At 47.1% G+C, this 23824-nt stretch carries 14 protein-coding genes and 2 pseudogenes; 7 read left to right on the forward strand and 9 right to left on the reverse strand.

The window, feature by feature from the left end; translation table 11 throughout:
* Positions 1–162 precede the first annotated feature (162 nt).
* Positions 163–1575, forward strand: coding sequence for a type I glutamate--ammonia ligase (glnA, locus tag HY807_02315; protein ID MBI4825247.1), 1413 nt, complete (start codon positions 163–165; stop codon positions 1573–1575).
* 103 nt (positions 1576–1678) lie between these two features.
* Here the strand turns inward: glnA and HY807_02320 are convergent.
* The 5 genes and pseudogenes from HY807_02320 to HY807_02340 all read right to left on the reverse strand — a co-directional run bounded on the left by HY807_02320 (position 1679) and on the right by HY807_02340 (position 10191).
* Positions 1679–4394: pseudogene (locus HY807_02320) on the reverse strand (DEAD/DEAH box helicase family protein).
* 231 nt (positions 4395–4625) lie between these two features.
* Positions 4626–6033, reverse strand: a pseudogene (locus HY807_02325) (putative DNA binding domain-containing protein).
* Positions 6030–8318 carry a site-specific DNA-methyltransferase gene (locus tag HY807_02330; GenBank protein MBI4825248.1) on the reverse strand — a complete coding sequence of 763 codons (2289 nt, stop codon included), beginning with the start codon at positions 8316–8318 and terminating at the stop codon, positions 6030–6032. Before HY807_02330 ends, HY807_02325 begins: the two are co-directional and overlap by 4 nt.
* A gap of 178 nt (positions 8319–8496) precedes the next feature.
* Positions 8497–9621 (reverse strand): Fic family protein, encoded by a 1125-nt coding sequence (locus HY807_02335; protein ID MBI4825249.1) that lies wholly within the window; start codon positions 9619–9621, stop codon positions 8497–8499.
* Positions 9622–9843: 222 nt separating this feature from the next.
* On the reverse strand, positions 9844–10191 hold the full coding sequence (locus HY807_02340; GenBank protein MBI4825250.1) for a P-II family nitrogen regulator: 348 nt from the start codon (positions 10189–10191) through the stop codon (positions 9844–9846).
* 73 nt (positions 10192–10264) lie between these two features.
* Here HY807_02340 and glnE point away from each other — a divergent pair, with 73 nt between their 5' ends.
* Genes glnE through HY807_02355 form a run of 3 tightly spaced genes read left to right on the forward strand, consistent with a single transcriptional unit; the run spans position 10265 to position 15215 of the window.
* Positions 10265–13063, forward strand: a complete 2799-nt coding sequence (glnE, locus tag HY807_02345; GenBank protein MBI4825251.1) for a bifunctional [glutamate--ammonia ligase]-adenylyl-L-tyrosine phosphorylase/[glutamate--ammonia-ligase] adenylyltransferase — start codon at positions 10265–10267, stop codon at positions 13061–13063.
* Positions 13060–14148, forward strand: a complete 1089-nt coding sequence (locus HY807_02350; protein ID MBI4825252.1) for an LptF/LptG family permease — start codon at positions 13060–13062, stop codon at positions 14146–14148. Before glnE ends, HY807_02350 begins: the two co-directional genes overlap by 4 nt.
* Positions 14145–15215: an LptF/LptG family permease gene (locus HY807_02355; protein MBI4825253.1), complete on the forward strand. Its 1071-nt coding sequence runs from the start codon at positions 14145–14147 to the stop codon at positions 15213–15215. The genes HY807_02350 and HY807_02355 overlap by 4 nt, the downstream gene beginning before the upstream one ends.
* A gap of 38 nt (positions 15216–15253) precedes the next feature.
* Here the strand turns inward: HY807_02355 and HY807_02360 are convergent, their stop codons facing one another.
* Positions 15254–15526, reverse strand: coding sequence for a hypothetical protein (locus HY807_02360; GenBank protein MBI4825254.1), 273 nt, complete (start codon positions 15524–15526; stop codon positions 15254–15256).
* Between the two features lie 3 nt (positions 15527–15529).
* Positions 15530–15808: a toxin gene (locus tag HY807_02365; GenBank protein MBI4825255.1), complete on the reverse strand. Its 279-nt coding sequence runs from the start codon at positions 15806–15808 to the stop codon at positions 15530–15532.
* Between the two features lie 125 nt (positions 15809–15933).
* On the opposite strand from HY807_02365, the gene HY807_02370 reads away from it, so the two are divergent.
* The 3 genes from HY807_02370 to HY807_02380 all read left to right on the forward strand — a co-directional run bounded on the left by HY807_02370 (position 15934) and on the right by HY807_02380 (position 21590).
* Positions 15934–16773: a universal stress protein gene (locus tag HY807_02370; protein ID MBI4825256.1), complete on the forward strand. Its 840-nt coding sequence runs from the start codon at positions 15934–15936 to the stop codon at positions 16771–16773.
* Positions 16774–16782: 9 nt separating this feature from the next.
* On the forward strand, positions 16783–19521 hold the full coding sequence (locus tag HY807_02375; protein ID MBI4825257.1) for a cation-transporting P-type ATPase: 2739 nt from the start codon (positions 16783–16785) through the stop codon (positions 19519–19521).
* Between the two features lie 257 nt (positions 19522–19778).
* Positions 19779–21590, forward strand: a complete 1812-nt coding sequence (locus HY807_02380) for an APC family permease (protein ID MBI4825258.1) — start codon at positions 19779–19781, stop codon at positions 21588–21590.
* An 87-nt stretch (positions 21591–21677) separates the two neighbouring features.
* On the opposite strand, the gene HY807_02385 is transcribed toward HY807_02380, so the two are convergent.
* Together HY807_02385 and HY807_02390 are read right to left on the reverse strand one after the other, a co-directional pair.
* Complete coding sequence (locus HY807_02385) at positions 21678–22685, reverse strand: YncE family protein (protein ID MBI4825259.1); 1008 nt, start codon at positions 22683–22685, stop codon at positions 21678–21680.
* 61 nt (positions 22686–22746) lie between these two features.
* On the reverse strand, positions 22747–23757 hold the full coding sequence (locus HY807_02390) for a YncE family protein (GenBank protein MBI4825260.1): 1011 nt from the start codon (positions 23755–23757) through the stop codon (positions 22747–22749).
* Positions 23758–23824: the final 67 nt, after the last annotated feature.

The raw sequence follows: 23824 nt of genomic DNA on the forward strand, positions 1-23824 counted from the left end.
CAGGGGGATGTTGAGATAAAACACACCCCCTAACCCCTCTTATTAGAGGGGATGATTCCGGTCAAGCCAACAGTAGGCAAGACGAAGCCGCCGGAATGACATAAAAATATTAAACTAAAACTGTCAACTTATAGCTGACAATTAAATCCAAAGGAGGAAAAAATGACACCAAAAGACGTACTGAAAATGGCTCAGGAGAACAAGGCCGTAATGGCCAACTTCAAGTTCCTTGATTTCCCGGGAATTTGGCAGCATTTTGCCGTGCCTGTTGACGAACTCAAGGAGGAAATATTTGAGGAAGGCCTCGGATTCGACGGCTCATCCATCAGGGGATGGCAGGCGATAAACACATCGGACATGCTCATTATGCCCGATCCGAACACGGCATTCATGGATCCATTCATGAAGTACCCGACGATCAGCCTTATCTGCAACATCGTGGATCCGATTACAAAGGAGTTCTACACAAGAGACCCGAGATACATCGCGCAGAAGGCAGAGGCGTATCTTAAATCAACCGGCGTGGGAGACACCGCATACTTCGGGCCTGAGGCTGAGTTCTTCATCTTTGACGGCATAAGGTTCGATCAGAATTCCCACAGCGGCTACTACCATATCGACTCTGTAGAAGGCATCTGGAATTCCGGCAGGGAGGAGAATCCAAACCTCGGTTACAAACCCAGGCATAAAGAAGGATATTTCCCTGTCCCGCCGACAGACAGCCAGGTTGACATAAGGACAGAGATGGTCATGGAGATGATCAAGTGCGGCATCTATGTCGAAAGGGAACATCATGAGGTCGCAACAGCAGGACAGGCTGAGATTGACATGAGATTCGATTCGCTTGTCAACATGGCTGACAAGAACATGCTCTTTAAATACATAGTCAAAAACGTGGCAAAGCGTAACGGCAAGACAGCGACATTTATGCCAAAGCCATTATTCGGCGACAACGGCTCAGGCATGCACGTTCACCAGAGCATATGGAAAGGCGGAAAGCCGCTCTTCGCAGGCAATGGTTATGCCGGCTTAAGCGAGATGGCAATCTACTACATCGGCGGCGTATTGAAGCACGCAAAGTCGCTTGCAGCTCTGACCAATCCGACCACAAATTCATATAAGAGACTGACTCCGGGATTCGAAGCTCCGGTAAATCTCGCATACTCAGCGAGAAACCGTTCAGCGTCAATAAGGATACCGACCTACTCGGCAAATCCGAAGGCAAAGAGGGTTGAGGTGAGGTTCCCTGACCCGTCATGCAACACATACCTCGCCTTTGCAGCTATGCTCATGGCAGGCCTTGACGGGATCGAGAACAAGATCAATCCGGGCGAACCGCTGGATAAGGATCTTTACGATCTGCCGGCAGAGGAGCTTAAGAACATCCCGCAGATGCCGGGCAGCCTTGACGAGGCGCTTGACGCTCTTGAGAAAGACCACGCATTCCTTCTGAAAGGCAATGTCTTCACGGAAGACGCCATTTCAAAATGGATAGACTACAAGAGGACAAATGAGGTAGACGCGCTCAGGCTCAGGCCGCATCCGTACGAGTTCTTCCTGTATTACGATATTTAATAGATTCTCTTTGGATAGCAAAAAAAGGCTCAGGCTGATGATTCAGTCTGGGCCTTTCTTTTGCATTCTTACCTGTTCTTATTCTAAAGTTATGGAATCTATCTTAATCGTCCTTATATCTCCTGAAATTCTTTACCAGCTTTTCAAAGGTATCCGGCTTATACTTTTCAAAGTCTCCTTCATCCACAAAGACAAAATTAAACCTGCATTTTTTCTGTGATGCATTGATGTCCGCGCACCAGTTTTTCAGCCGTTCCATTTTCAAAGGCACATCAAGGTCTTCAAGGCCTTTCGTCTCCACAATATATGTTTCCTTTTCATTGGCCTTGACTATAAAGTCCGGGTAGTAATTTGAGATGCTGCCGTCGGCAGTCACATAGTCGAGCCTGAAATGAACGGCAAGGTAGTTCTTTGCGTAAGAAATAATATCTGGGCATTGCTCCAGGAATGATGCAAAGAGGAGTTCAAGGCGGCTGTCTCCGATGATTTTATTGAAGATGCTTTTTTGAGGAATGAGAAAGCCCTGATCCTTCACAACAAACGGCCTTGTCTGCCGCAATTTAATATAGTCCCGTATCTCGGCGCTTCCTTTATCAACCACTGTAAGCTCATTTATCTTTTTCTTGAATGTCTCAATTATAGTCTTGCTTGCCTCAAGCTCAGAGAGATTGCGGATTGTGTTCAGATCGTCAATATCCGCAATCCTGTCAAACAGATGTTCGGCTATAAAGGTTTTTACCTTTCCATAAAGCACATCATAACCGCTTATCAGGCGGAGGTCTTTCATAATGACCTGTGCAAAGTAGCCGATTACGCTCCGGCAATCGGCAGCCATTGCCGAATCAAGATATGTCGTGTGCGTAATCTCACCGGTTGTTATATCTTTAAAAACAATCTCCCTTTTCTCCTCTTCGGAAAATTGCCTGTACTCCACCTTTCTTGTGCCGAACATTGAGGGCGCAAGCTCTTCAAGATTTTTGTATTCCCTGTATATCCTTGGGGAAAGCACAGGGATTTCTATATCAAGCCCGTCAATGTCCTTTTTCCTGTTTTCATTGTCTATCTCAATAATGATCGGCGCCTTTGCAGCAGTGCCTTCACCCATCGGCTTGCGCTCAAGCTCAACGCCCTCGCTCTGGATGGACTCAACAAAATCCATAAAGGCATTGGTCCCGACAACGCTGACATACTCTGTCGTATCAGTTCCCGGATACATCCTTCTCAATCCCCGGCCGAGCGTCTGCTCCGGCAGGATATTGCTCTTTGCTGCATACGCCCTTAAGCCGACGATGGTAGTTACGTTCCTGACATCCCAGCCTTCCTTGAGCATGAGGACCGAGACAATTGCCTTATACTGGCTTTCCATTCCGTCAATCTTGTTGGACGCCTTTCTCAGCTTTTCAAGCTCATCTTTGGACTTCTTAGAATCAGCCTCGGAGATCTCACCGTTATTGTTCGTATGAATAACAAGCACGGCGTCTTTAAATTCAGGATAAGTATTCTCAAGATGTTCTGCCACATCATCACAGTTTTTTGTGTCATCCGTCATTATGAAAAGCACAGCCTTTTTACTCATCTTCTCATGTTCGGCATATGCCTTGCGCCATTCTTCCACGCCAAGCGCAATATAGTCAGCGTATTTTTCCGTATAGCGTGAGCTTTGACGCTCCTGAAGTTTTGTCCGGCTTGCCGCATCCGGCAATACGGGATGCTTGACCACGTTCTGCGTAATTGCCTCAACAAGCGGATAATCCGAGACCGTCTGCACAAAGATCGCCCCGTTATTGTGCTTGGGAGTTGCCGTTACATCTATTTGCAGAGAGAGGAAATGGTCCTTCTGCTTCAGGCGGTTGTGGATGTCTTCAATGGATTTAAACCACGCCAGACGGTTGTCATGGATGTGGTGAGCCTCATCATTAATGACAATAAGCTCGTCAATTTCACGGACAATGACACCGAGGTCAACCTTTGAGTCAGTGGTTTTACCCGTGGGCCTTTTACCGAGAAAGTAGTCCGTCAAATCATCATCGTCAAAGTTCGGCTCAATGTCATCTCCGGCATATACGCGATGGATATTTGTGAGAAAGATATTGCCGGTCTTTCGGATAATGGACACATCATCCTGAATATGCAAGGTCAGTTGAAAATCGTCCTGCCAATTCCTGCCCTCATAGCCATTATCCGGCAAGAGCGGGTCATCAAAGAAAACCCGAAGCCCGTCAAAGTCAGCACGAAGACGGTCAAGGACAATAATATTAGGCGCAATGATAAGGAAGTTTGTTGACAGCTTTGAATCAGGCTCATAGAGCTTGTGGAAATAACACCATGTAACTACGAGGCTCATAACCTTTGTCTTGCCGCTTCCGGTTGCCATTTTTATGACAAGACGAAGCCAGTCTTCATAAAACATCCCTGCGGATACCGCTCCTGATGAGTCATAACGTATCAGGTCGTATTTGTCTTTGACCTTAACAACTTCATAGAGATAAATAACCGTTTCAATAGCCTCGCGCTGGGCAAAATAATAACGAAACTCATACCCCCCTTTATTTCCCCCCTTATCAAGGGGGGATTGAGGGGGGGTAAGGAATAATGTGTTCCGTTTTGAACCACCAGTTAATCAGGGCTTTGCTTGTTTCAGTTGCGCCATCATAACCGGAATCACGCCATTGTTTAACATCCCTTCGTATTTTATTGACCAGCGGAGGCAGGAGTTTGCCATAACTTGATTCCCACAAAGCCTCATCAGCCGGAAACCAGCGGATATCGGGATGAAGTATTTCATAGGAGGAATTTGGGAATGAAGGATGAATTGCCATAGTCTTTAAATGAATTTTAGATTTAGTTTACATTTCATAACTTATTAATTTTTAAGGGCTTTCAACTTATGCTAAAGCTGTTCTAAATCAATTATAGATTTAATTAACAAGCGTCCAATACGTTACATCCCTTGTACCCACTTCAGATTTTGCGTCTAAATAGCAACCCTCTGATTCTACAAGAAAATATCAGGGATCCTGCCTTTCTAAACCCTATCGTCTAAATAACGATCAGGCCCAATATGGCACATACTTGGCATAACGTTTTGACTTGCTATCTGGATCGTCCAGCTTTACCAGACCTTCATCAACTGCATCTGAAATAATACGTGATATTGTTTCTGCCTTGATCTCTGGCAACTTGAAACGCTCTCGCAGGCTCTGGTTTGTCATTTTTTTGTTACTGACATACCGTAAACAACAGTGCTGATAACAAGCCCTGCTTCGCTCTTTTCTGTCCATCTCCTCAAATGCTTTGTGTGCAAACAAGATAACACTTGTATTACGCTCTCCAACGCGGAAATCAGGAGCTGGCAACTGCCATGCCTCAGCCAGCCCGACCACTTTGTCAATGCCGCTGCTCTTTTCTTCGCATATTCCAAAACGCCGCATTAAATCGGCCAGTCGATCATTGCGAGCTTTATACTCATCAATAAAGCGGTCAGGAGGAATTAACGGTTTGCCGGGATTAGAAATCTCAATTCGATCAGAATATATTTCTACCATAACAAACGAGCCGAAATCCTCTACATCCTGATGGATGAGAGCATTTGCAACCAGTTCCCGAATAGCGAGTTCAGGATACATCCGCACATCGCTTCGAAGTGCCTGGCCAACCACTTCATTCGCGGGCAACTGGCTATTTATAAAATCGATAAGTCCCTCGAACCCGACTGCATACCCTTTAGTGCCCGGCTGATCCCGAACAGTCTCAAGTTTGTTTGAGCCACGATAAACAATCACCCTTGGCTTTGCGTTGAAGTCCGTTGAAATCGCGCAGATCCTTGGCCAGTAAAATAGCTCCAAGATTTGTAATGTCCCAGCCATTGCTGTTTTTTATAATAAGATGTTCGCTCTCACAACGAGCTAAGACTCCATCTCGATTAGCGGGATAAGGGAGTTTGAGCAATTCGAACAGGCTTTGTGTATCAAGAAGGCGTACAACCTTGTCAGCATCAGCGCCTTTTAAGGCAGGGCGTAAAAGGAATTCGGGCTTCCCCTCATCGAAAATCCGGCGGAGAAGGTCCTCGGTCATAGGCACAAGGTCTTCACCCGCCCTCATGAGATATGCCCCTTCAAAGGCCAGAGCCGTTCCTGCCGGACGGGAAGGTACAATGAAAACGAGAACTCGCCCATCGGGATGAGAAACTTCTTCAATCTCTACCCTTATGCGCAGTGTTTCGGCAATACGTGCCTTGATGGCACCAAGGTCAGAAAAAGCAAGCGTTCCTACCACTCTCCGGGGCAGACGGTTTGACACTCCCAATACCAGTTGGCCGCCGCCTTCATTAGCAAGCGCTACGCAATAGCGCAACAGTTTCACTGTATCAAATTGCTGTTTGGCCTCTTTAAATTCCAGCCGCTCATGTTCTCGGGGAACGGTCAGTAATTGGTCAATGGCATCCGGTGTCCAGCTCACACCCCCACCTCCACAATTTTCATCGTATCATTTCCGAATATGTCCACAACCTTGACGGCAATTTTATAGCGTCCTTTCTGGCATTCATGAAACGGGGTTTTTAGTTCGAGCGTCCGGTCTTTTTTTGTGCGGAAGCTCTGCCATTCGTTTTCAAATACAAAGTCGCCTGTCCAGACTTCTTCTATTTCGTTGGTCTCATCTTTTTTTACTCTGACGATCTCGCGCCTGCTTTCAAAGTTGAAATCCACGCTCCAGTAATCTATCCAGTCTGTCCAGTTTTTGGTAAGAACTTCTTTGGTTACGATACCGTCCTTGTCCTTCATGACCTTTACGATCTTGCCCTGCTCGACAACGATTTTATTTGCGCCGTTTTTCAGGCTTGTGGCTGCATTGTCTATGCTGTCCTGTGAGTAGTAGACGGAGAAGTCGGTAAGCTCGACGGCCACCCCCCTCTTTCCCCCCTTACTAAGGGGGGATGAAAGGGGGGTCACATGCGGCTTTACCTCAATGAAAGACACATCGTGAAAAACAACCTGGTTCTTCTCTACCGCACGTTTGTCAAAGACCTCGCGGGGGATGTATTTCATGGCAAGGTCAATGCCTTTTGACTTTGCCTCTTCCTGAATATTCGGGAACAGTCCCATCTCAAACTCAAAGGCGAGGACGTCCACACGGGAAATGCGTTTTGAGCGGCACTCAAGTATGACCTCTTCTACAAAGAGCCTTGTTACGGGCAGGTTGACTGGCCCCACGGCAACCATGCGTCCCGCCTTTTTGCCCTGAAAGCATCTGAAGTTCTCAATTGTCTCCGCGCGGTAGGCATGGAGGATAAGGTTGATAAAGTCTTTTTCCTTTTGCTCAAGCTGTTTCTGTTTCTCTTCTTCCCGAAGGTTTAGATTCACGCCGATATAGTGCGCCCGCTCGTACTTGCCGAGATTGAGGATTTCAAAAGCACGGAAGTCCTTGCCCTCTTCCTTCAACTGCCGCTGAACGCCGATCATGCGCTTGCGGGTTGTGTGAATGGCGAACTTGCCGAGGTCTGAGCCGATCCACTTACGCCCCAGCTTTTCAGCAACGGCAAGCGTGGTGCCGGAGCCGCAGAAGAAGTCGGCCACGATGTCGTTTTCGTTGCTACTGGCTTTGATGATGCGATCGAGAAGTGCTTCGGGTTTTTGGGTGGGGTAGCCTGTACCTTGGGTTGAGGATGCGCCAAGCCCAGTGATATCATCCCACAAGGACTGAACAGAAACACCTAAACCATCATCCAAATATTGTTTCTTCTGAGGAACTGTTCCTGGTGAAGTCTGAACAATCAACTCGTTAGCCAGCAAGTCTTTCATAGTTGCCTCGCTGTAACGCCAGTATCGCGTAACGCCCATAATTTCATAGCTGGGGTTTCCCTTAGCCGCACCGCCCGGTCCGATCATGCTAACGAGTCTATATTTTCTTCCTGTGCCTGGATCGGTATATTTGAAGAATGAATCAATGTATTCCTGCGAGTACGGAAGAAACACATTATTGAAGACGTAGGCCTGAGATTTTGCGTAGGCAAATATAGTGTCCGTATTTGCCCCCATGTACTTGCTACCTTGTCCTATGTTGCCTTTTACTGTGTGCGCGCGTTTCCATGTAATTTCATTGATGAAGTTGTCTGTTCCGAAAACCTCATTCAACACAAGCCGAATATAAGCACTTACCCGCCAATCACAATGCACATAAATACTCCCATCCTCTGCAAGCAAATCCCGCATGAGAGAAAGCCGTTCATAAATCATTGCAATGAAGCTGTCAGCGCCTTTGCCCCATGTATCGCGGTAGGCTAATTCTTCAAGCACATTAGGTTTCTTGGTGAAGGTCTCATCGCCGATCTCTATATCCATCGAGAAGTCCGCGCCAACGTCAAACGGCGGGTCTATGTAGATCAGCTTGATGCCGCCCTGCTTTTCGACCTCATCACGGAGAGGGCCGTTCTTCAGGGAAGATAGAATGAGCTTGTTATCACCCCAGATAAGTTTGTTTGTCCAGCCGGACTTCTGCCGTCCCCTCGTATCGAAGAGCCCGAACTGAGCATTGGAATCATCCGGCTTCTCGGCACGCGGCTCATCCACCTGTTCAATCACCTGAAAGGGCAGGACGATATTACAAACCTCGCTGGTCTTCCCGTTCCAGACCAGCTCCACTTCTCGCTTGTCGTCAAACAATAGAAAACGGTACTTGTCCGGCAGAGGCTTGCCGGACTCTATCAGCTTCAGTATCTCGCGCTTTTCGTTGTCAGTGAGTTTCATGTGTTATGTTGGTGCAGATTCTTGGCATAGGTTTTTAGTATCTCCTGAATGATACTCGTTCCCCGATATTATATATAGATAAGCAGAAAGTTAGAAGCAAAAAAATGCGCGGACTTTTCAACCCGCGCACATGATATTCCAAGAACAGTAAATAAACTAAATCGCTACATCTCCCCTCTTATTTAAACAACTGCAAGTAGGCAGCGAACACATACATCTTGCCCCGCTTGCCGCCGGTGATTTCTTTAAGAATACCGAACTTTTCCAGATCAACGATCAGTTTGTACGCCGATGCCGGTGATATTTTCGTTACCTCGCCTACTTTGGCGGCATCAATCATCGGGTGTTGATACAAGTAATTGAGAATCTTCTGTGCGTTTGCCGTTCTGCTGCCCAGTGATTGTATCTGGTTATCCACCTGCTTTTGCAGCTTGAGGATGTTGTCAAAAGTGGAAATGCTGCTTTTAGCGGTTTCGATAATTCCCACCAGAAAAAACTTGAACCATTGCAGCAGGTCGTTCTTCTCTCTCACCCGCATCAGGTTATCGTAATAATGCGTGCGGTTGCGCTCGAAGAAATCCGACAAGTACAATACGGGCTGCTTCAATATTCCCTTGCTTACAAGATACAAGGTAATCATCAACCGCCCCACGCGGCCATTGCCGTCGAGGAAAGGATGAATGGTTTCAAACTGGTAATGCACCAGTGCAATTTTTAACAGTTCCGGGAAATACCGGGTATCGTTATGAACAAACTGCTCAATATCACCCATCAACTCGCCGATAGAGGTATGCACCGGCGGCACAAAAACAGCATCGTCAATGGTTGCCCCGCCTATCCAGTTCTGGCTTCGCCTGAATTCACCCGGCTGTTTATGTTTGCCGCGCACGCCCTTCATCAAGGTCTTATGTGTCTCCATAACCAGGCGAGAGGAAAAGGGAAGTTTCTGCAACTTCGCAATCGCCCCGTTCATGGCCGCTACATAGTTCTGCACCTCTTCCCAGTCGTCCCTTTTATCCGGGGCAACGTCCTCCCTTTCCAGAAGTGCCTCCTCCATATTCGTCTGCGTACCTTCGATCTTGCTGGATTGAGTGGCTTCTTTCAGCACATGCATTCTGATGAAGAGGTCAATATTGGGGATGTAGTCCGAATACATATCCAGCCGGCCCAATTCACGATCCGCCTGTCCAAGCAGCTGAATCAACTCCATGTTGTCCAGCACCCAGGCCCGGTTGATAAAGTTGGGCTGAAAGCTCTTGTAATGCCCTTGCTGCACATAACGGCCAGACTGAAACTTTTTCATCTGTGTGTCCTTACCTTATATGAAATTAAAATAACCGGCATTGTTATTTTAGATTATACGTAAAAACTAAAATAATGCAACCCTTATTTTAGTTTTCGTACAAAACGTGCAACGTATTGGTTACGGATAAAGGATTTAGGTACGATTTATGTAACGACTGCAAAAAAAAATGCGCGGACTTTTGAGCCCGCGCACATGATATTCCGGAAATAGTAATAAAACCTATATCGCCGCCTCTCCCCTCTCGCCTGTCCTGATCCTCAGCACTTCTTCAAGGTTATAGACGAATATCTTGCCGTCTCCTATCTCTCCTGCGACACCTGTTTTAGCGGCCTTCTCTATCGCAGTGACCACCTCGTCGAGCTTGTCATCAGTGACAGCGACCTCTATCTTTACCTTGGGAAGAAACTTCACTTCATACTCAACGCCCCTGTAAACCTCCATGTGCCCTTTCTGCCTGCCGAAGCCTTTGACCTCTGTGGCGGTCATGCCCACGGCGCCCATGTCTGTCAGCGCCTTTCTTACGTCATCGAGCTTAAAATGCTTTATAATTGCCACGATCATCTTCATAGTATTTTCCTCCGGTTTTGATTATTCTATTACAAATCAAGATATCGGTTATATTAGCAAAAAATCATTAATTATGCCTTTTAAACCATTAATAGAAATATCCACGGCTGCTCGCGACACTTCTGACCCGAAGAGGGCTGAAAGGAACCTCGCAAGGTTCTTTGAAGAGAATCATAAGGGCGGGCTTGCCCATGAACATTTAGAAATTACAGCCAGGCTCTTTGCGTCAAGCCAGTTTCTCGCGAATTTCTGCATCGCCAATCCTGAAGAGCTATATTCTGCAATAGATGAGAGCAATAATGAGGTTACCAAAGAGCTTCTTCAGCTAAGGGCGGTTAGAGAACTCGTCTTCAGTGAAGGAGCTGATACAAATGATGTAATAAAGGCGCTCAGGATATTCAAGAAGCGTTATCTGCTGAGGATAACCTTGAGAGACCTTTCAGGCAAAGCGGGTATCCAGGCCATAATGCATGAACTCTCCCGTCTTGCGGAGGTTGTTATTTCCGAAGCGCTCTCCTTCTCTCTAAGATCCAATCAGTCAAGGTTCGGCGCGCCTTCTGAAAGCGCTGTCACTCTTATCGCCCTTGGAAAACTTGGAGGCGAGGAACTTAATTACAGCTCGGATGTTGACCTGATAGCTGTTTATGCCAATGATGAGGGAGAGACATCAGGCGTCGCAAACCCGTCAGGTGTGATCTTCAACAGGATAAGCAACCATGAGTTCTATTGCAAGGCCGTAGAGCTCTTCAGTAAATTGCTCTCCGCGCAGACTGAAGACGGGGTTGCATACAGGGTTGACCTGAGGTTAAGGCCGCAGGGGCAAAAGGGAGACATAGCCCTGCCTGTCAAGGCATATCAGACTTATTATGAGTCATGGGGCCGGACATGGGAGAGGATGGCGCTTATAAGGGCGAGGCCTGTAGCAGGCGATACAAAGTTGGGCGCGGCGTTCATGAAGACGGCAAATTCATTCGTCTGGAGAGAGACGCTTGACTTCACTGAGATAGAGGAGATCAAGGGGCTGAAGAAGAGCATAGACTCCGCATTCTCAAGAGATGATATTAAACGCGGTTACGGCGGCATCAGGGAGGCTGAGTTCTTTGTCGAGACGTTTCAGCTTCTGTTTGCCGCAAAGAACAGCTCTTTAAAGACCTGCAGGATACTTGACGCCATCAAGGCGCTCAAGGATATGAAGATGATCCCTGAGGAAGACCTTACGATACTTTGGGAAAACTACCTTTATTTAAGGCGCGTTGAGCACTATCTTCAGATGAAGGAAGACCTTCAGACACACACTCTGCCTTCATCTGATGAAGAGATTGAAGCTCTCGCGAAGAATATGGGCTTTCCGTCCGGCGAGGACTTTCTTGCAGGCCTGCGTGTGAGGAGGATGCAGGTCAAGTCCATGTACAACGGGCTGCTCGGCACCACTGAGGATGTCCATACTGAGGCGCTGAACCTGCTGGAAGGCGAGCTGAAAGACCATGAGCTCAGAAGCTACCTTTCATTCAGAAAGGTGAGAAAGCCTGATCAAAGTTTAATGAACCTCAACAAGATAAGAGAGCACATGCGCGTCTTCCGCACGATGCAGGAGCGTTCTCTGTCAAGAAAGGTCATGCCGCAGCTTCTTGAAAGCGCCCTGACCGCTGAGGATCCTGACAGCGCTATCGCCGGCATTGAAAGCCTGCTGACATCATTCGGCATAAAGACAGCCCACCTTACAGCCCTTATGGAGCAGAAGGAACTGATGGAAGGCATTATCAAGATATTTTCATTAAGCTCTTATCTCTCAAGGATATTCCTCAGCAGCCCGTACTATTTTAATATGCTGATCGAAGACTGGTTCATATATAAGACGCTCAAGTCCATAGAGGAAAAACTCCAAAAAACAACCAGTGAAAATGAAGATTTTAATTTTCAGGCCGCAAGGTTCAGGAGGCTTGAAGAGGTCCGTCTCGGAATGCTCTTTCTTCAGAAGATACTTGATACTGAGACCCTTTTCAGGGACATGTCATATCTTGCGGAAGCGGTCATTAACGTGATAACGGATAAATATATTCAGAGCGGGCTTTCCGTTGTCGCACTCGGAAAACTCGGCGGAAGAGAGATGACCTTCGGATCCGACCTTGACATAATCTTTATTGCAGAGACATCTGAAGCAGCTTCAGCAGCTGAAAAGATCATGAAGTCGCTGACATCATATACCGACGCCGGGCTGCTCTACAGTGTTGATACAAGGCTGAGGCCCGACGGTTCAAAAGGCAGCCTTGTCAAGAATATAAAAGGATATAAAGATTACTATCTTGAGAAGGCGCATCCGTGGGAACTTCAGGCTCTGCTTCGGGCAAGGCCTGTGGCCGGCGACGCGGAGATAGGAGATGAGTTTTTGTCTATGGCTTCATATGTGATAAAAAAGAGAGGCATTGATGTGAAGAAGCAGGAGATAGCCGGCATGAGGAAGAGGATAGTGAAAGAGCTGTCGCGGGAATCCGACGGCATTGATATCAAGCTCGGCCCCGGAGGCATAGAGGAGATCGAATTTCATGTCCAGTATCTCCAGCTTCATAACGCGGAAAAGTATCCGGAGGTGCTTGTCCAGAATACGCCAGCCGCGATCAAAAGGCTTGCCAAATCCGGAATAATCTCAGAGACGGAAAAGACGATATTGCTTGATGCGTATGAATACCTGCGAAAGATCGAGACGCTTATGAAGCTGAACAGCATAAATATTATCAACTCTGACCCTGACTTCATAGTGCCTGCGGCTCTCTTTATGAAGCATAAGAACAGCGATGAGTTCCTCGCACGCCTGAGGTCTGTGAGAGAGGGCGTGACCAAAGTTATCTTTGATGTTATAGAATATAAACCATGATAATCCACAGACTGATATTCAAAGAGCTGCTCAGGAACTTTATGGTGGCGATATTCTCCCTCTCCGTGATCCTCTTCATGGAAAAGTTCGTCAGGCTCACAAAGCTTGTCATGGGCAAGGGCGCGGACCTCAAAGATATCATCAAGGTATTTCTCTACCTTCAGCCGTCGATACTCCTGCTCTCGATCCCGATGGCGATACTCATATCGATATTCCTTACATACGGAAGGATGTCCGCCGACAACGAGATAGTCATATTGAAAGGCAGCGGCATGAGCTTCGGCGGCATAGCCAGGTCATCTGTGACCATATCTATACTCGGTTTCGTCATTCTTCTCTTTGTCAGCCTTTATCTCTCACCGCTCAGTACGCGCTTATTCAAAGAGACGCTCCATGAGGCTATCACAAAAAAGGCATCCATGGCGCTTGAGGAAGAGTCCTTTTCAAAGGTATTTAAAGACACGGTGATCTATGTAAGGGATATGCCTTCAAGAAATGAATTCAACGGTATATTTTTATATAATGACTCCAAAAACCCGGTTCAAAATCCTGTAATTATCGTAGCTCAGAACGGGGCCATAAGCTCAAACATTGATGACGGCACGATAAAGCTGAGCATGAACAACGGCCTGATCCACACCTATAACAATGAGAACTCCTCAGAGATAAGGTTTTCCCAGTATGACTTTATCCTTGCCTCAGGCATTAACACTGTGAACCAGTCAAAGCCGGCGGAGATGGAGACCACGGAACTGTGGAAAGGCAGAAATAAAAATCTTCCATGGAAGATCGAGCTTAACAGGAGGCTCGCCATACCTTTCGCCTCTGTCATATTCGGCTTTCTCGGCCCTGCCCTTGCAAGCAGGATGGGCAAGATGGGCAGGATGGGCAGCTTCTCGTTCAGCCTCACGATACTTTTATTGTATTACCTCTTCCTTATAATGGGAGAAGGTTTTGCCAAGGCGGAAAAGATACCGGCATTCCTGAGCGGATGGGGGCCTAATATCTTTTTCGGGATCATTGCCGTATTCTTCTGTTATCTGGCTTATAAGGATAAACCTCTAAAAGCACACCGCCCGTTATGAGCATACTGCGCAGATATTTTTTAAAAGAGTTCTTCAAGTTCTTCCTGATATTCATATTAACCATTACCGCTATACTTGTTATCGCGGAGTTCTTTGACAAGGCCGATGAATTCTATGCAAACAAAAGCCCTGTCTATCTCACATTCCAGTATCTCATATACAACTGCCCCAAATTCATTCTCTACGCATCGCCTATGGCGTCGCTTTTCTCCATACTCATTACGATCGGCATAGCTTCAAACCTGAGAGAGACTGTGGCGATCAAGGCGGGCGGGGGAAGCCTCAGAAAACTCTTCTCATCTTTCCTTGTGCTCGGCGCTGTCATAAGCGTCTTTACATTTATTGTCGGAGAGACGGTCGTGCCGGCTGCAACAAGAAAGGCGTCCTATGTCAGAAGCGTAAAAATATTAAAAAAATCGCAGATAGTCACCTTCAGAGAAGAGGCGCTCTGGCTCAAAGGTCTGGATGGAAGCCTCATCCGCGTAAGGGACTTTGTCCAGGACAGCGACAAGATACTCCAGACGAGCATATTCAGCTTTGATCCGTCCTTTAAACTTCAGAAGAGGATCGAATCAGAAGAGGCTGAGTGGTCAGACGGGGCGTGGAAGCTGAAAAATTCAACCGTATTTGACCTTGATACCCAGGTAAGAGAGAAGCATGATTCCCTCGTCTCAAACGCCATGGACGAGCCCAAGATATTCAAGGAAGAGGTGAAGAAGCCTGATGAGATGAACTTCATCGAACTTCGCGATTATTACAACAGGCTGGAGAACGCGGGCTTCAAGAACCTCAAATACAAGGTCCAGCTATATGAAAAGCTGGCGTATCCCACGATTAATTTTGTCATGATAGTCTTTGGAGTAGCACTTGCGCTGAACACAAGATGGGGCGGAGGCGTCAGGGCTGCAGGGCTCGGCATCGTCGTGACCATCCTCTACTGGCTCGCCTACACAGTAAGCATCTCCCTCGGCAACACAGGAGCGATCGTCCCGTGGATAGCGCCATGGATAGGCCCTGTAATATTCGGCGTTTCAGGGAGTTTGATGTATGTGAATATTAAGGAGTAGGTTTGGATGCTCATTTTCGGTCGGTGTTAAACCGGTTGTTATCCTCTTTTTGCAATCAAATCACCTTCAATGTAACGATGGATTATTCCTGAAATAAGCGTTTGATAAGGCATACCCATTTCCATTGCTTTCTTCTGAATGCCTTGATAGTCGTGGTCATAAAGACGTATGGTAATTCGCTTGTCTTTTATTATTGTCTTTCTTGCCGTAGCCTTAATAGCTGCAATTTCTTTTTTAGATGGAGTGGAAAGTTTCATCTTCCCCTTCTCGTATGCCTCAACAATTGCTTTTTCTTCCTTGTCATATTTCATTTGTTACACCTCCTTTTCATCTCTATATATCTTGGTTGCTTTCCTACTTGGAATAATTGTTTTCAGGAAAATATAGTCTTTTTCAACAACGTGAGGAACAAGATAAATATAGTTGTCTACAACGACAAAGTATATTCTTTGTCCGGGGTAGCTGTCCTGGTCGGGATGGCCTGCAACTTTCCATACATCACCCCGCGCCAAATGGAAAACTATCTTCTCAAACGAAATATTCCTTTCTCTTTTTAGCCACTCGTTCTTTTGCGGCTCCCATTCGTATTTCACAATTTAATTGTACATCATATGTCTGTACAGTTCAAGTTTGGATTGTGACAGTTTGTGACCCCATAAAGAGTCTAATATATATAATAATCATTGACACCCTGCCTTAATAGTTATATATAAATATCATGGTCTACAAAAATATACTCGCGGCAGTGAATGAATTTTCAAACTCTGAGATAGCGGCGCGGTACGCGATCACACTTGCGAAGTCATCAGAGGCGAAGCTCTTCCTCGTCTTTATTGCAGATGAGAAGATCGAGAAGGAGAGGCTGCGGCATGCCGAGACTGCGCTTGAACGGCTCTTTATCGAGGCTGAAGAGACCGGCGTTGAGGTTGAGAGCATCATCAAGAGCGGGGAACCAGCGGAGCAGATACTTGAGATCGTTAATGAACATGATATAGACATCGTCTTCACAGCCACAAGGAGGCAGGATGCAAAAGCGCGTTTCTTTGTGAAGACGCTCTCAAGGCAGCTCATGATAAAACTTCCATGCGCTGTTGCGATGGTGAGGGTTGTAAAGATGGGCGGCACGCATCTGAAGAACATTCTCGTGCCTCTGAGGGGCAGAACACCGGGGCTTAAAGAAAAGGCATACTTTGCCGCAAAGCTTGCCGAAGGCATGGGCTCAGGTGTAACTCTGCTGCATACCCGCAAACCGGCTACGAAATTCTTTCACGGCGAGGTGCGCCTGAAACCGGTGCAGAGGGATGTTCAGATCCCGGAGGATATTAAAGAATTTTCAGAATATCTGCATAAACATAACATCCCTGTTGAGAAGAAGATAGAATACGGCGGGGTTGCGAGAAGCATAACGGTAGAAGCAGCCTTCAGGAAGAATGACCTGATCGTAATGGGGGCGAGTGAAAAGAGCCTGCTGAGTTCTATTGCAAGGGATAATCCTGTTGAACATGTTCTGCGGGAGACGCCTTGCAACCTGATAATATTCAGAGGAAGAAAAAGCTGACGGCTGATCATGCACATACACAACCTCTCAACAGATGCCGCGCTCAAGAGCCTTCTCACTTCTTCTAAAGGGCTCTCCGAAGCCGAGGCGTTAAAAAGGCTTAAGGAATACGGATCGAATGAGATAAAGGAAGTAAGGAGAACTCCGCTCTATAAAAAGTTCATTTCGCAGTTCACGCATTTTCTTGCCATCCTCCTCTGGATCGCTGCCGTGCTCTGCTTCTTCTCAGAATTCATGCATCCGGGCGAAGGATTGCTCTCACTCGGCATAGCGATAACAGTGGTAATAATTATCAACGCGGTCTTTACATTCATACAGGAATACCGTGCGGAAAAGGCTGTGGAGGAGCTGAAGAAGCTCCTGCCGTTCAGGGTAAAGGTATTGAGAGACGGCGCGGTAAAAGAGATAGAGTCCGGCAATGTGGTTCCCGGAGATATGATGCTCCTCAGCGAGGGCGACAAGGTGCCTGCGGACGCGAGGATAATTGAATCAAACCGCCTGACGGTAAATAACGCGCCTCTCACAGGCGAATCTGATTCAAAGCAGAGAAGGCCTGACGAATCTATTGGCGAGTTTTTTGAGAGCCCGAATATCGTATTTGCCGGAACACTTGTTGTAAGCGGCAGCGGAAGGGCTGTGGCGTTCGCAACAGGCATGTCCACTGAGTTCGGCAAGATAGCCCATCTCACCGGCGGGGTACAGGAGTTACTGAGCCCTCTTCAGAAAGAGATCACCAGAGTAACAAAGATCGTAGCGGTCATCGCGATGATCACAGGGATATCTTTTTTCACTCTGGGATTTTTTGTTGGAAAGGGGTTTTGGCAGAATTTCCTATTTGCTATCGGCATTATTATCGCGAATGTGCCTGAAGGCCTTTTGCCGACTGTCACGCTATCACTTGCAATGGGAAGCCAGAGAATGGCAAAGAAGAAGGCGTTGATAAAGACGCTCAATTCTGTTGAGACGCTCGGCTCTGTCACAGTCATCTGCACTGACAAGACAGGCACGCTCACACAGAACAAGATGGAGGTTCAGAAGATTTGGAGATTGGAAAGGCAGGGGTTAGAAGATAGACAGCCCCTCTTTGGAAAAGAGGGGGAAGGGGAGATTTTAAAAAAAGATAATTCCTTCAGCATGCTTATGACAACCGCATCCTTCTGCAACAATGCTGAATTTGACGGGGAGAGATACAAAGGCGATCCAACAGAGGTTGCGATCCTTAAAGCCGCGAGAAAGGCTATCGGCGATCTTCATTCTGAAAGGGTTTACGAGATACCTTTTGATTCAGAGAGAAAGAGGATGACGACGGTAAATAAGACAGTTGTTTCTACCAAGGGCGCCATGGAGACTGTCTTTCCGCTATGCAATGCAATTCTTATAAACGGCAAAGCTGAGGCGATGAGCGAGGATAATAAAAAGACGATCACTCAGGCTTATCATTCAATGATGGATGAAGGATTAAGAGTTATCGCATTCGCGTATAAGGAAATAGAAAATCCCCCCATCCCCCCTTTGACAAAGCCAACAGTAGGTGCCTTAAACAGGGGCGAGGGGGGATTAGCAGACTCATCACTTGAAAAAGACCTGATCTTCGCAGGCCTTATGGGGCTTCAAGACCCGCCACGATTGGAAGTGCCGGAAGCGATAAGAAAATGTAAGGCAGCAGGCATTAAGGTCATCATGATAACAGGCGATGCGGGCAGGACAGCGGCTGCGATAGGAAGGCAGATCGGGCTTATAAAAAATGAACCGGTACTTATTGAAGGGCATGAGATGAACGCCATGACTGATAATGCGTTAAGAGAGAAGCTTTCATCAGAAGAGATCATCTTCGCGCGCATGACTCCTCTTCATAAGATGAGGATAGTCTCTGTTCTGCAGGATGAGGGCGAGCGTGTTGCCGTGACCGGCGACGGGGTCAATGACGCGCCCGCGCTGAAGAAGGCGAACATCGGCATTGCGATGGGAATCACGGGAACAGATGTCGCAAGAGAGGCTTCTGACATGATCCTTCTTGACGATAATTTCGCCTCGATCGTCAACGCGGTAGAAGAGGGAAGAAGCATTTTTTCTAATATCAGAAAATTCATCAGCTACATATTTGCATCCAACATACCTGAGGCTGTTCCGTATATCGGATATATAATTTTCAATATCCCTCTTCCTCTTACGATCATGCAGATACTTGTTATCGACCTTGGGACAGACCTGTTTCCCGCTCTTGCGCTTGGCGCCGAGAGGCCGACAAAAGATGTTATGAGCCAGCCTCCGAGAAGCCCGGAAGAGAGGCTCCTGAACTTCAACACGCTCGGCAGGGCATATTTATTCCTCGGCCCTATTGAGGCGCTCGCAGGCATATTCGGATTCTTCTATGTGCTCAATGCCGGAGGATGGCAGTGGGGAACGATGCTCCCTGCGAATAATCTGCTTTATATGCAGGCAACAACAGCATGCCTTGCCGGAATTATCATCTCACAGATAGGCAATGTCTTTGCGTGCCGATCATCTAAAGAATCCGTATTCAGCATCGGGGTCTTCTCTAACAGACTCATCATGTTCGGTATAATGTTAGAGATAATTCTTTCGGCATTTATCATCTACAATCCTATTGCAAATAAAATCTTCGGGACAGCGCCTCCCGGACAAAAGATATTGCTGGCCCTTATTCCTTTCGGCATCGGCCTGTTTTTAGCAGAGGAATTGAGGAAATTTTATGTCAGGAGGCTGGATAGAAAACATCATAATTGAGATATTCACAGTCGTCAGTTAAGTATTGACAATTAATTTCGACAGGAGTAAATTAAAGTCACATAGCAGCCGAGGTTCTCTCAAAGAGAGGACGCGGGGGAACCAGTTTTTTGGGGCGTATTCCAGCAATGGATAGGGCACTTCCAGGCCCGAGCCCGTCAGCTAACCTCGCAGGCATTTGGAAGGGCAATAGCGAGAAAAACTAAACCGCTGCCCGGCGGTTTTTTTATTTCCCCTTTTAGCCCTAAGGAGGAAAGATGTCCATCAAGAATTTTCTCATCGGCAGTCCGATCGAGACCATCCGGGAAAAGCACGAACGTCTCAATAAAAAAATGGGGCTCGCGGTATTCTCATCAGACCCGCTCTCGTCAGTAGCTTACGGAACTGAAGAGATCCTCTTTGCCCTCGTGGTCGGAGGCGCCGCCTTCATGAACTATCTGATGCCCATAGCTGTCGCGATCGTCATCCTTGTTGCGATAGTGGCGACCTCATATTACCAGACCATCCACGCATATTCTTCCGGCGGCGGGGCGTATATCGTCGCGAAAGAAAATCTCGGGGATTATCCCGGCCTTGTCGCAGGAGCGGCGCTTCTTATCGATTATGTGCTTACGGTCACGGTCAGTGTTTCAGCAGGCATCGCTGCCATTACCTCTGCCTTTCCCGGAACGCGGGAATATACCGTTCTTTTCTGTCTCATGGCCATACTGTTTATCACAATGGTCAACCTGAGAGGGGTGAGAGAATCTGGCAAGGTATTTTCGTTTCCGGTCTATCTTTTTGTCGGAAGCCTGCTGCTTCTCATCGGGACGAGTTTTTGGAAATCATCTTCCCTGCCGCATCTTCCGTATAAAGACCTGAAGGATACGACATCAAGCATATTCCCCATCTTTATCATATTGAAGGCATTTGCCTCAGGGTGTGCTACGCTCACCGGGATCGAAGCTGTATCAAACGGGGTGCGCGCATTCAAGGAACCGGAAGCGAAGAACGCCGGCATCACTCTTATATGGATGGCGGTTATCCTCGGCATCCTCACAATAGGCATTGCATATTACGCGAACTATTTCGCTATCATGCCCAATGCGGATGAGACGGTCCTTTCCCAGCTTTCAAGAACGATATTTTCCAAGGGAATTATCTATTACACTATCCAGTTCGCCACAGCCCTGATCCTCATACTTGCAGCAAATACATCGTACGCTGACTTCCCAAGATTGTCTTCCATCATGGCAAATGACCGTTATCTGCCGAGGCAGTTGAGCAACCGCGGGGACAAGCTTGTATTCTCAAACGGCATCCTCATACTCGGTCTTCTTTCCGCCCTGCTGCTTGTGCTCTTCAGGGGCGACACCCACTCGCTTATCCCATTATATGCCGTAGGCGTCTTCACGGCCTTCACCTTATCACAGATCGGCATGGTCAGGCACTGGATGAAGGACAAGGGAAAGGGCTGGCTCAAAAGCGCCTTTATCAACGGCCTGGGCGGCCTTGTCACCGGCGTGGTACTGATAATAATAGCGGTAGAAAAATTCTCACACGGCGCGTGGATGGTGCTCATAGCCATCCCGGTTCTGGTTTATCTGACGCAAAAGGTGCATGAGCATTATCTTTCCGTTGCCGGCCAGCTCTCTCTTGAAAAAGTTGAGCCTGCGAAGGAATATACTCACCATTCGGTGATCATACCTGTGTCAGGCCTTCAGACAGCTGTGTTGAACGCGATCAAGTACGCAAAGGCGCTTTCAGACGATGTGGCTGCGGTCTATGTCTGCCTCGATAACGTAGAGATGGAGCAGATGCAGGCGAAATGGAAGAGTTACGGAATGGGTGTCCCGCTTCTTATCCTGCACTCCCCCTACCGTTCGATCATTGAGCCGCTCATGGATTATATAGACGGAGTACGCGAGCAATATGAAGACGGCGTTATCACGGTCGTGCTGCCGGAGTTCGTGCCTCAGAAGTGGTGGCATCATCTCCTGCATAATCAAACAGCATTGTTCATCAAAGGTATGATCCTGTTCAAGAAAGGAGTTGTGTCCACAAGCGTGCCGCTGCATCTGAAGAGCTGATCTCATTTGAATGCTCATGCAATGACTGCAAAACAAAAAGGGCCGGCAGGATAATCTGCCGGCCCCGGAAATAACAATATTGAAAACTTAATTGATCGTAATTCCCCAGGGTGATCCGGCGTAAGAGCTGTCAGTCGCGGGCGCGAGCTTGATCGTCCCGACAACTGTATTGTTTGTCGTATCAATGACCGATACTGAAACATCTCCGTGGTTTACGACATAAGCCCTGCTGCCTTCAGAATCCACCGCAACTCCTCTCGGCGCCTTGCCAACCTTGATCTCAGCCACAACCTTATCGCTGCCGGTATCAATAACAGTTACCGTGCCTTCTTCTCTTGTGACATATGCCCTGCCCTTTGCAGCGTCAACCCCAATGTACCAGGCGGTATCGCCGACCTTGATAAGGCCCTTGTCCTCCATCTTATCCGCGTCTATTACCATGACCGACCCTTTGCCGTGAATGGCTACAAAAACCTTCTTCTTCACATTATCAACAGCAAGGCCGAGCGGAGTATCAACGGTCTTTATCTTCTTGCTTACTTTATTAGTTGCAGTGTCAACGACTGCAATCTCCCAATCAGTTGAGTTGCTGGCAAATACCTTGCCGTTTAATATATCCACATCAAAAGGGCCTACACCTACATCAATAGTACCTGTAACCTTATTGGTCTTGAGGTCTATTATAGAGATGGTATGGCTGGCGTTCTTCCCGTCCACATAATTCTCGGTATCAGCTGCATACCCTATCCCGGCAGCTGTATCAAGCGCTATCGCCATCGGGCCTACACCAACTTTCACATTACCTACAACCGAATTGCTCTTAAGATCAACTACTGATACGCTGCTGTCGCCTGTGTTGGAATTAACTACATACGCCTTGCCTGAAGCAGCATCCACTTCAATGCCCGCAGGCCAGGTACCGACTCTTATTGTGTTTATGACCTCATTTTTTGCGGGATCAATGACCGATACTGTATTGTTGCCTGAGTTTGTGACATAGACAAGCTTGCCTGCCCCATTGGCCCAGACAGGGATGGCAAATACTGCAACTGCAATAATTGAAGCTAAGAATTTCCAAAAACTTTTCGATCTCATTTTCTCTCCTTTAAATTTGTTTATATTATTTCATACTGTTAAACAGCATCTTTAAACAATTCTAATCAACAGCAACATCCCACGGCGAACCCGCATACGGGCTGCCCGGGGTAAGGCTCAGTTTTATAGTCTTAACGAGGACATTGTTTTCCGTGTCTATGACTGAAACGCTGACGTCTTTGTGGTTCGTAACATAGGCCCGGTTATTTGCAGAATCAACAGCAATGCCAAGCGGGTCATTGCCGACCCTTATAGAGCCCGTGACCTTGTTTAAAGAGGCATCAATTATACTGACAGTATTAGCTGATCTGTTAGGGACATATAATCTGTTATGCACGGTATCAACCCCTATATACCACGGGTTCTTGCCGACTTTTATACTGGCAACAACCTTGTTGTTTTCAGGATCTATGGCTGAGATGCTGTTGCTGTTATGATTGGCTACATATACTCTGTCGCTTACAGAGCTGTATGCTGCGCCGAGAGGCACATTGCCGACAGGTATTGTTGCCATGACTGAATTCTTCTTCAGGTCAATTACAGAAACGCTGTCCTCGCCGGAATTAACCACAAACAGCTTGTTCCTTCCGGGGTCGAGCGCCAACCCGAAAGGCTCTTTGCCGGCCTTTATATTGCCTGTTGAAGTATTATTGCCAAGATCCACAATCGATATTGTGTTGTTGCTGTTATCCGTATTGGTGACATAGGCCTTTTTTGACGCGGTGTCCAATGCAATGTGCATCGGGCCTGTCCCGACTTTTATCTTTCCGATAATAGAGTTGCTCTTAAGGTCTATTACCGCGACATTATTGTCAGAAGGGCCGGAGTTGACAATATAGGCCTTACGGGATTCATGGTCGATCGCGATGCCTGACGGCCATACACCGACCCTGATCGTATTTACAACCTCTGCCTTTGAAGCATCAATGACCGATACGGTATTATTGCCCGCATTGGTAACATAGACCATTTTTGCCGGAGCGGTGCTCTTGGCTATCGCAAAAAAAGGCGCTGCCATCATTAAAAACAGAAAAAAAGAAAATAAAAAGATCTTAATATTCCTTAAAATCATTTCCCCTCCTGTTTTTTAAAAAATTAATAAGATACCGAGTTTATTTATATAGTTTTATGGCTTGACT

The sequence above is a fragment of the Nitrospirota bacterium genome, from assembly GCA_016207885.1.
Classification (GTDB): Bacteria; Nitrospirota; Thermodesulfovibrionia; order UBA6902; family UBA6902; genus JACQZG01.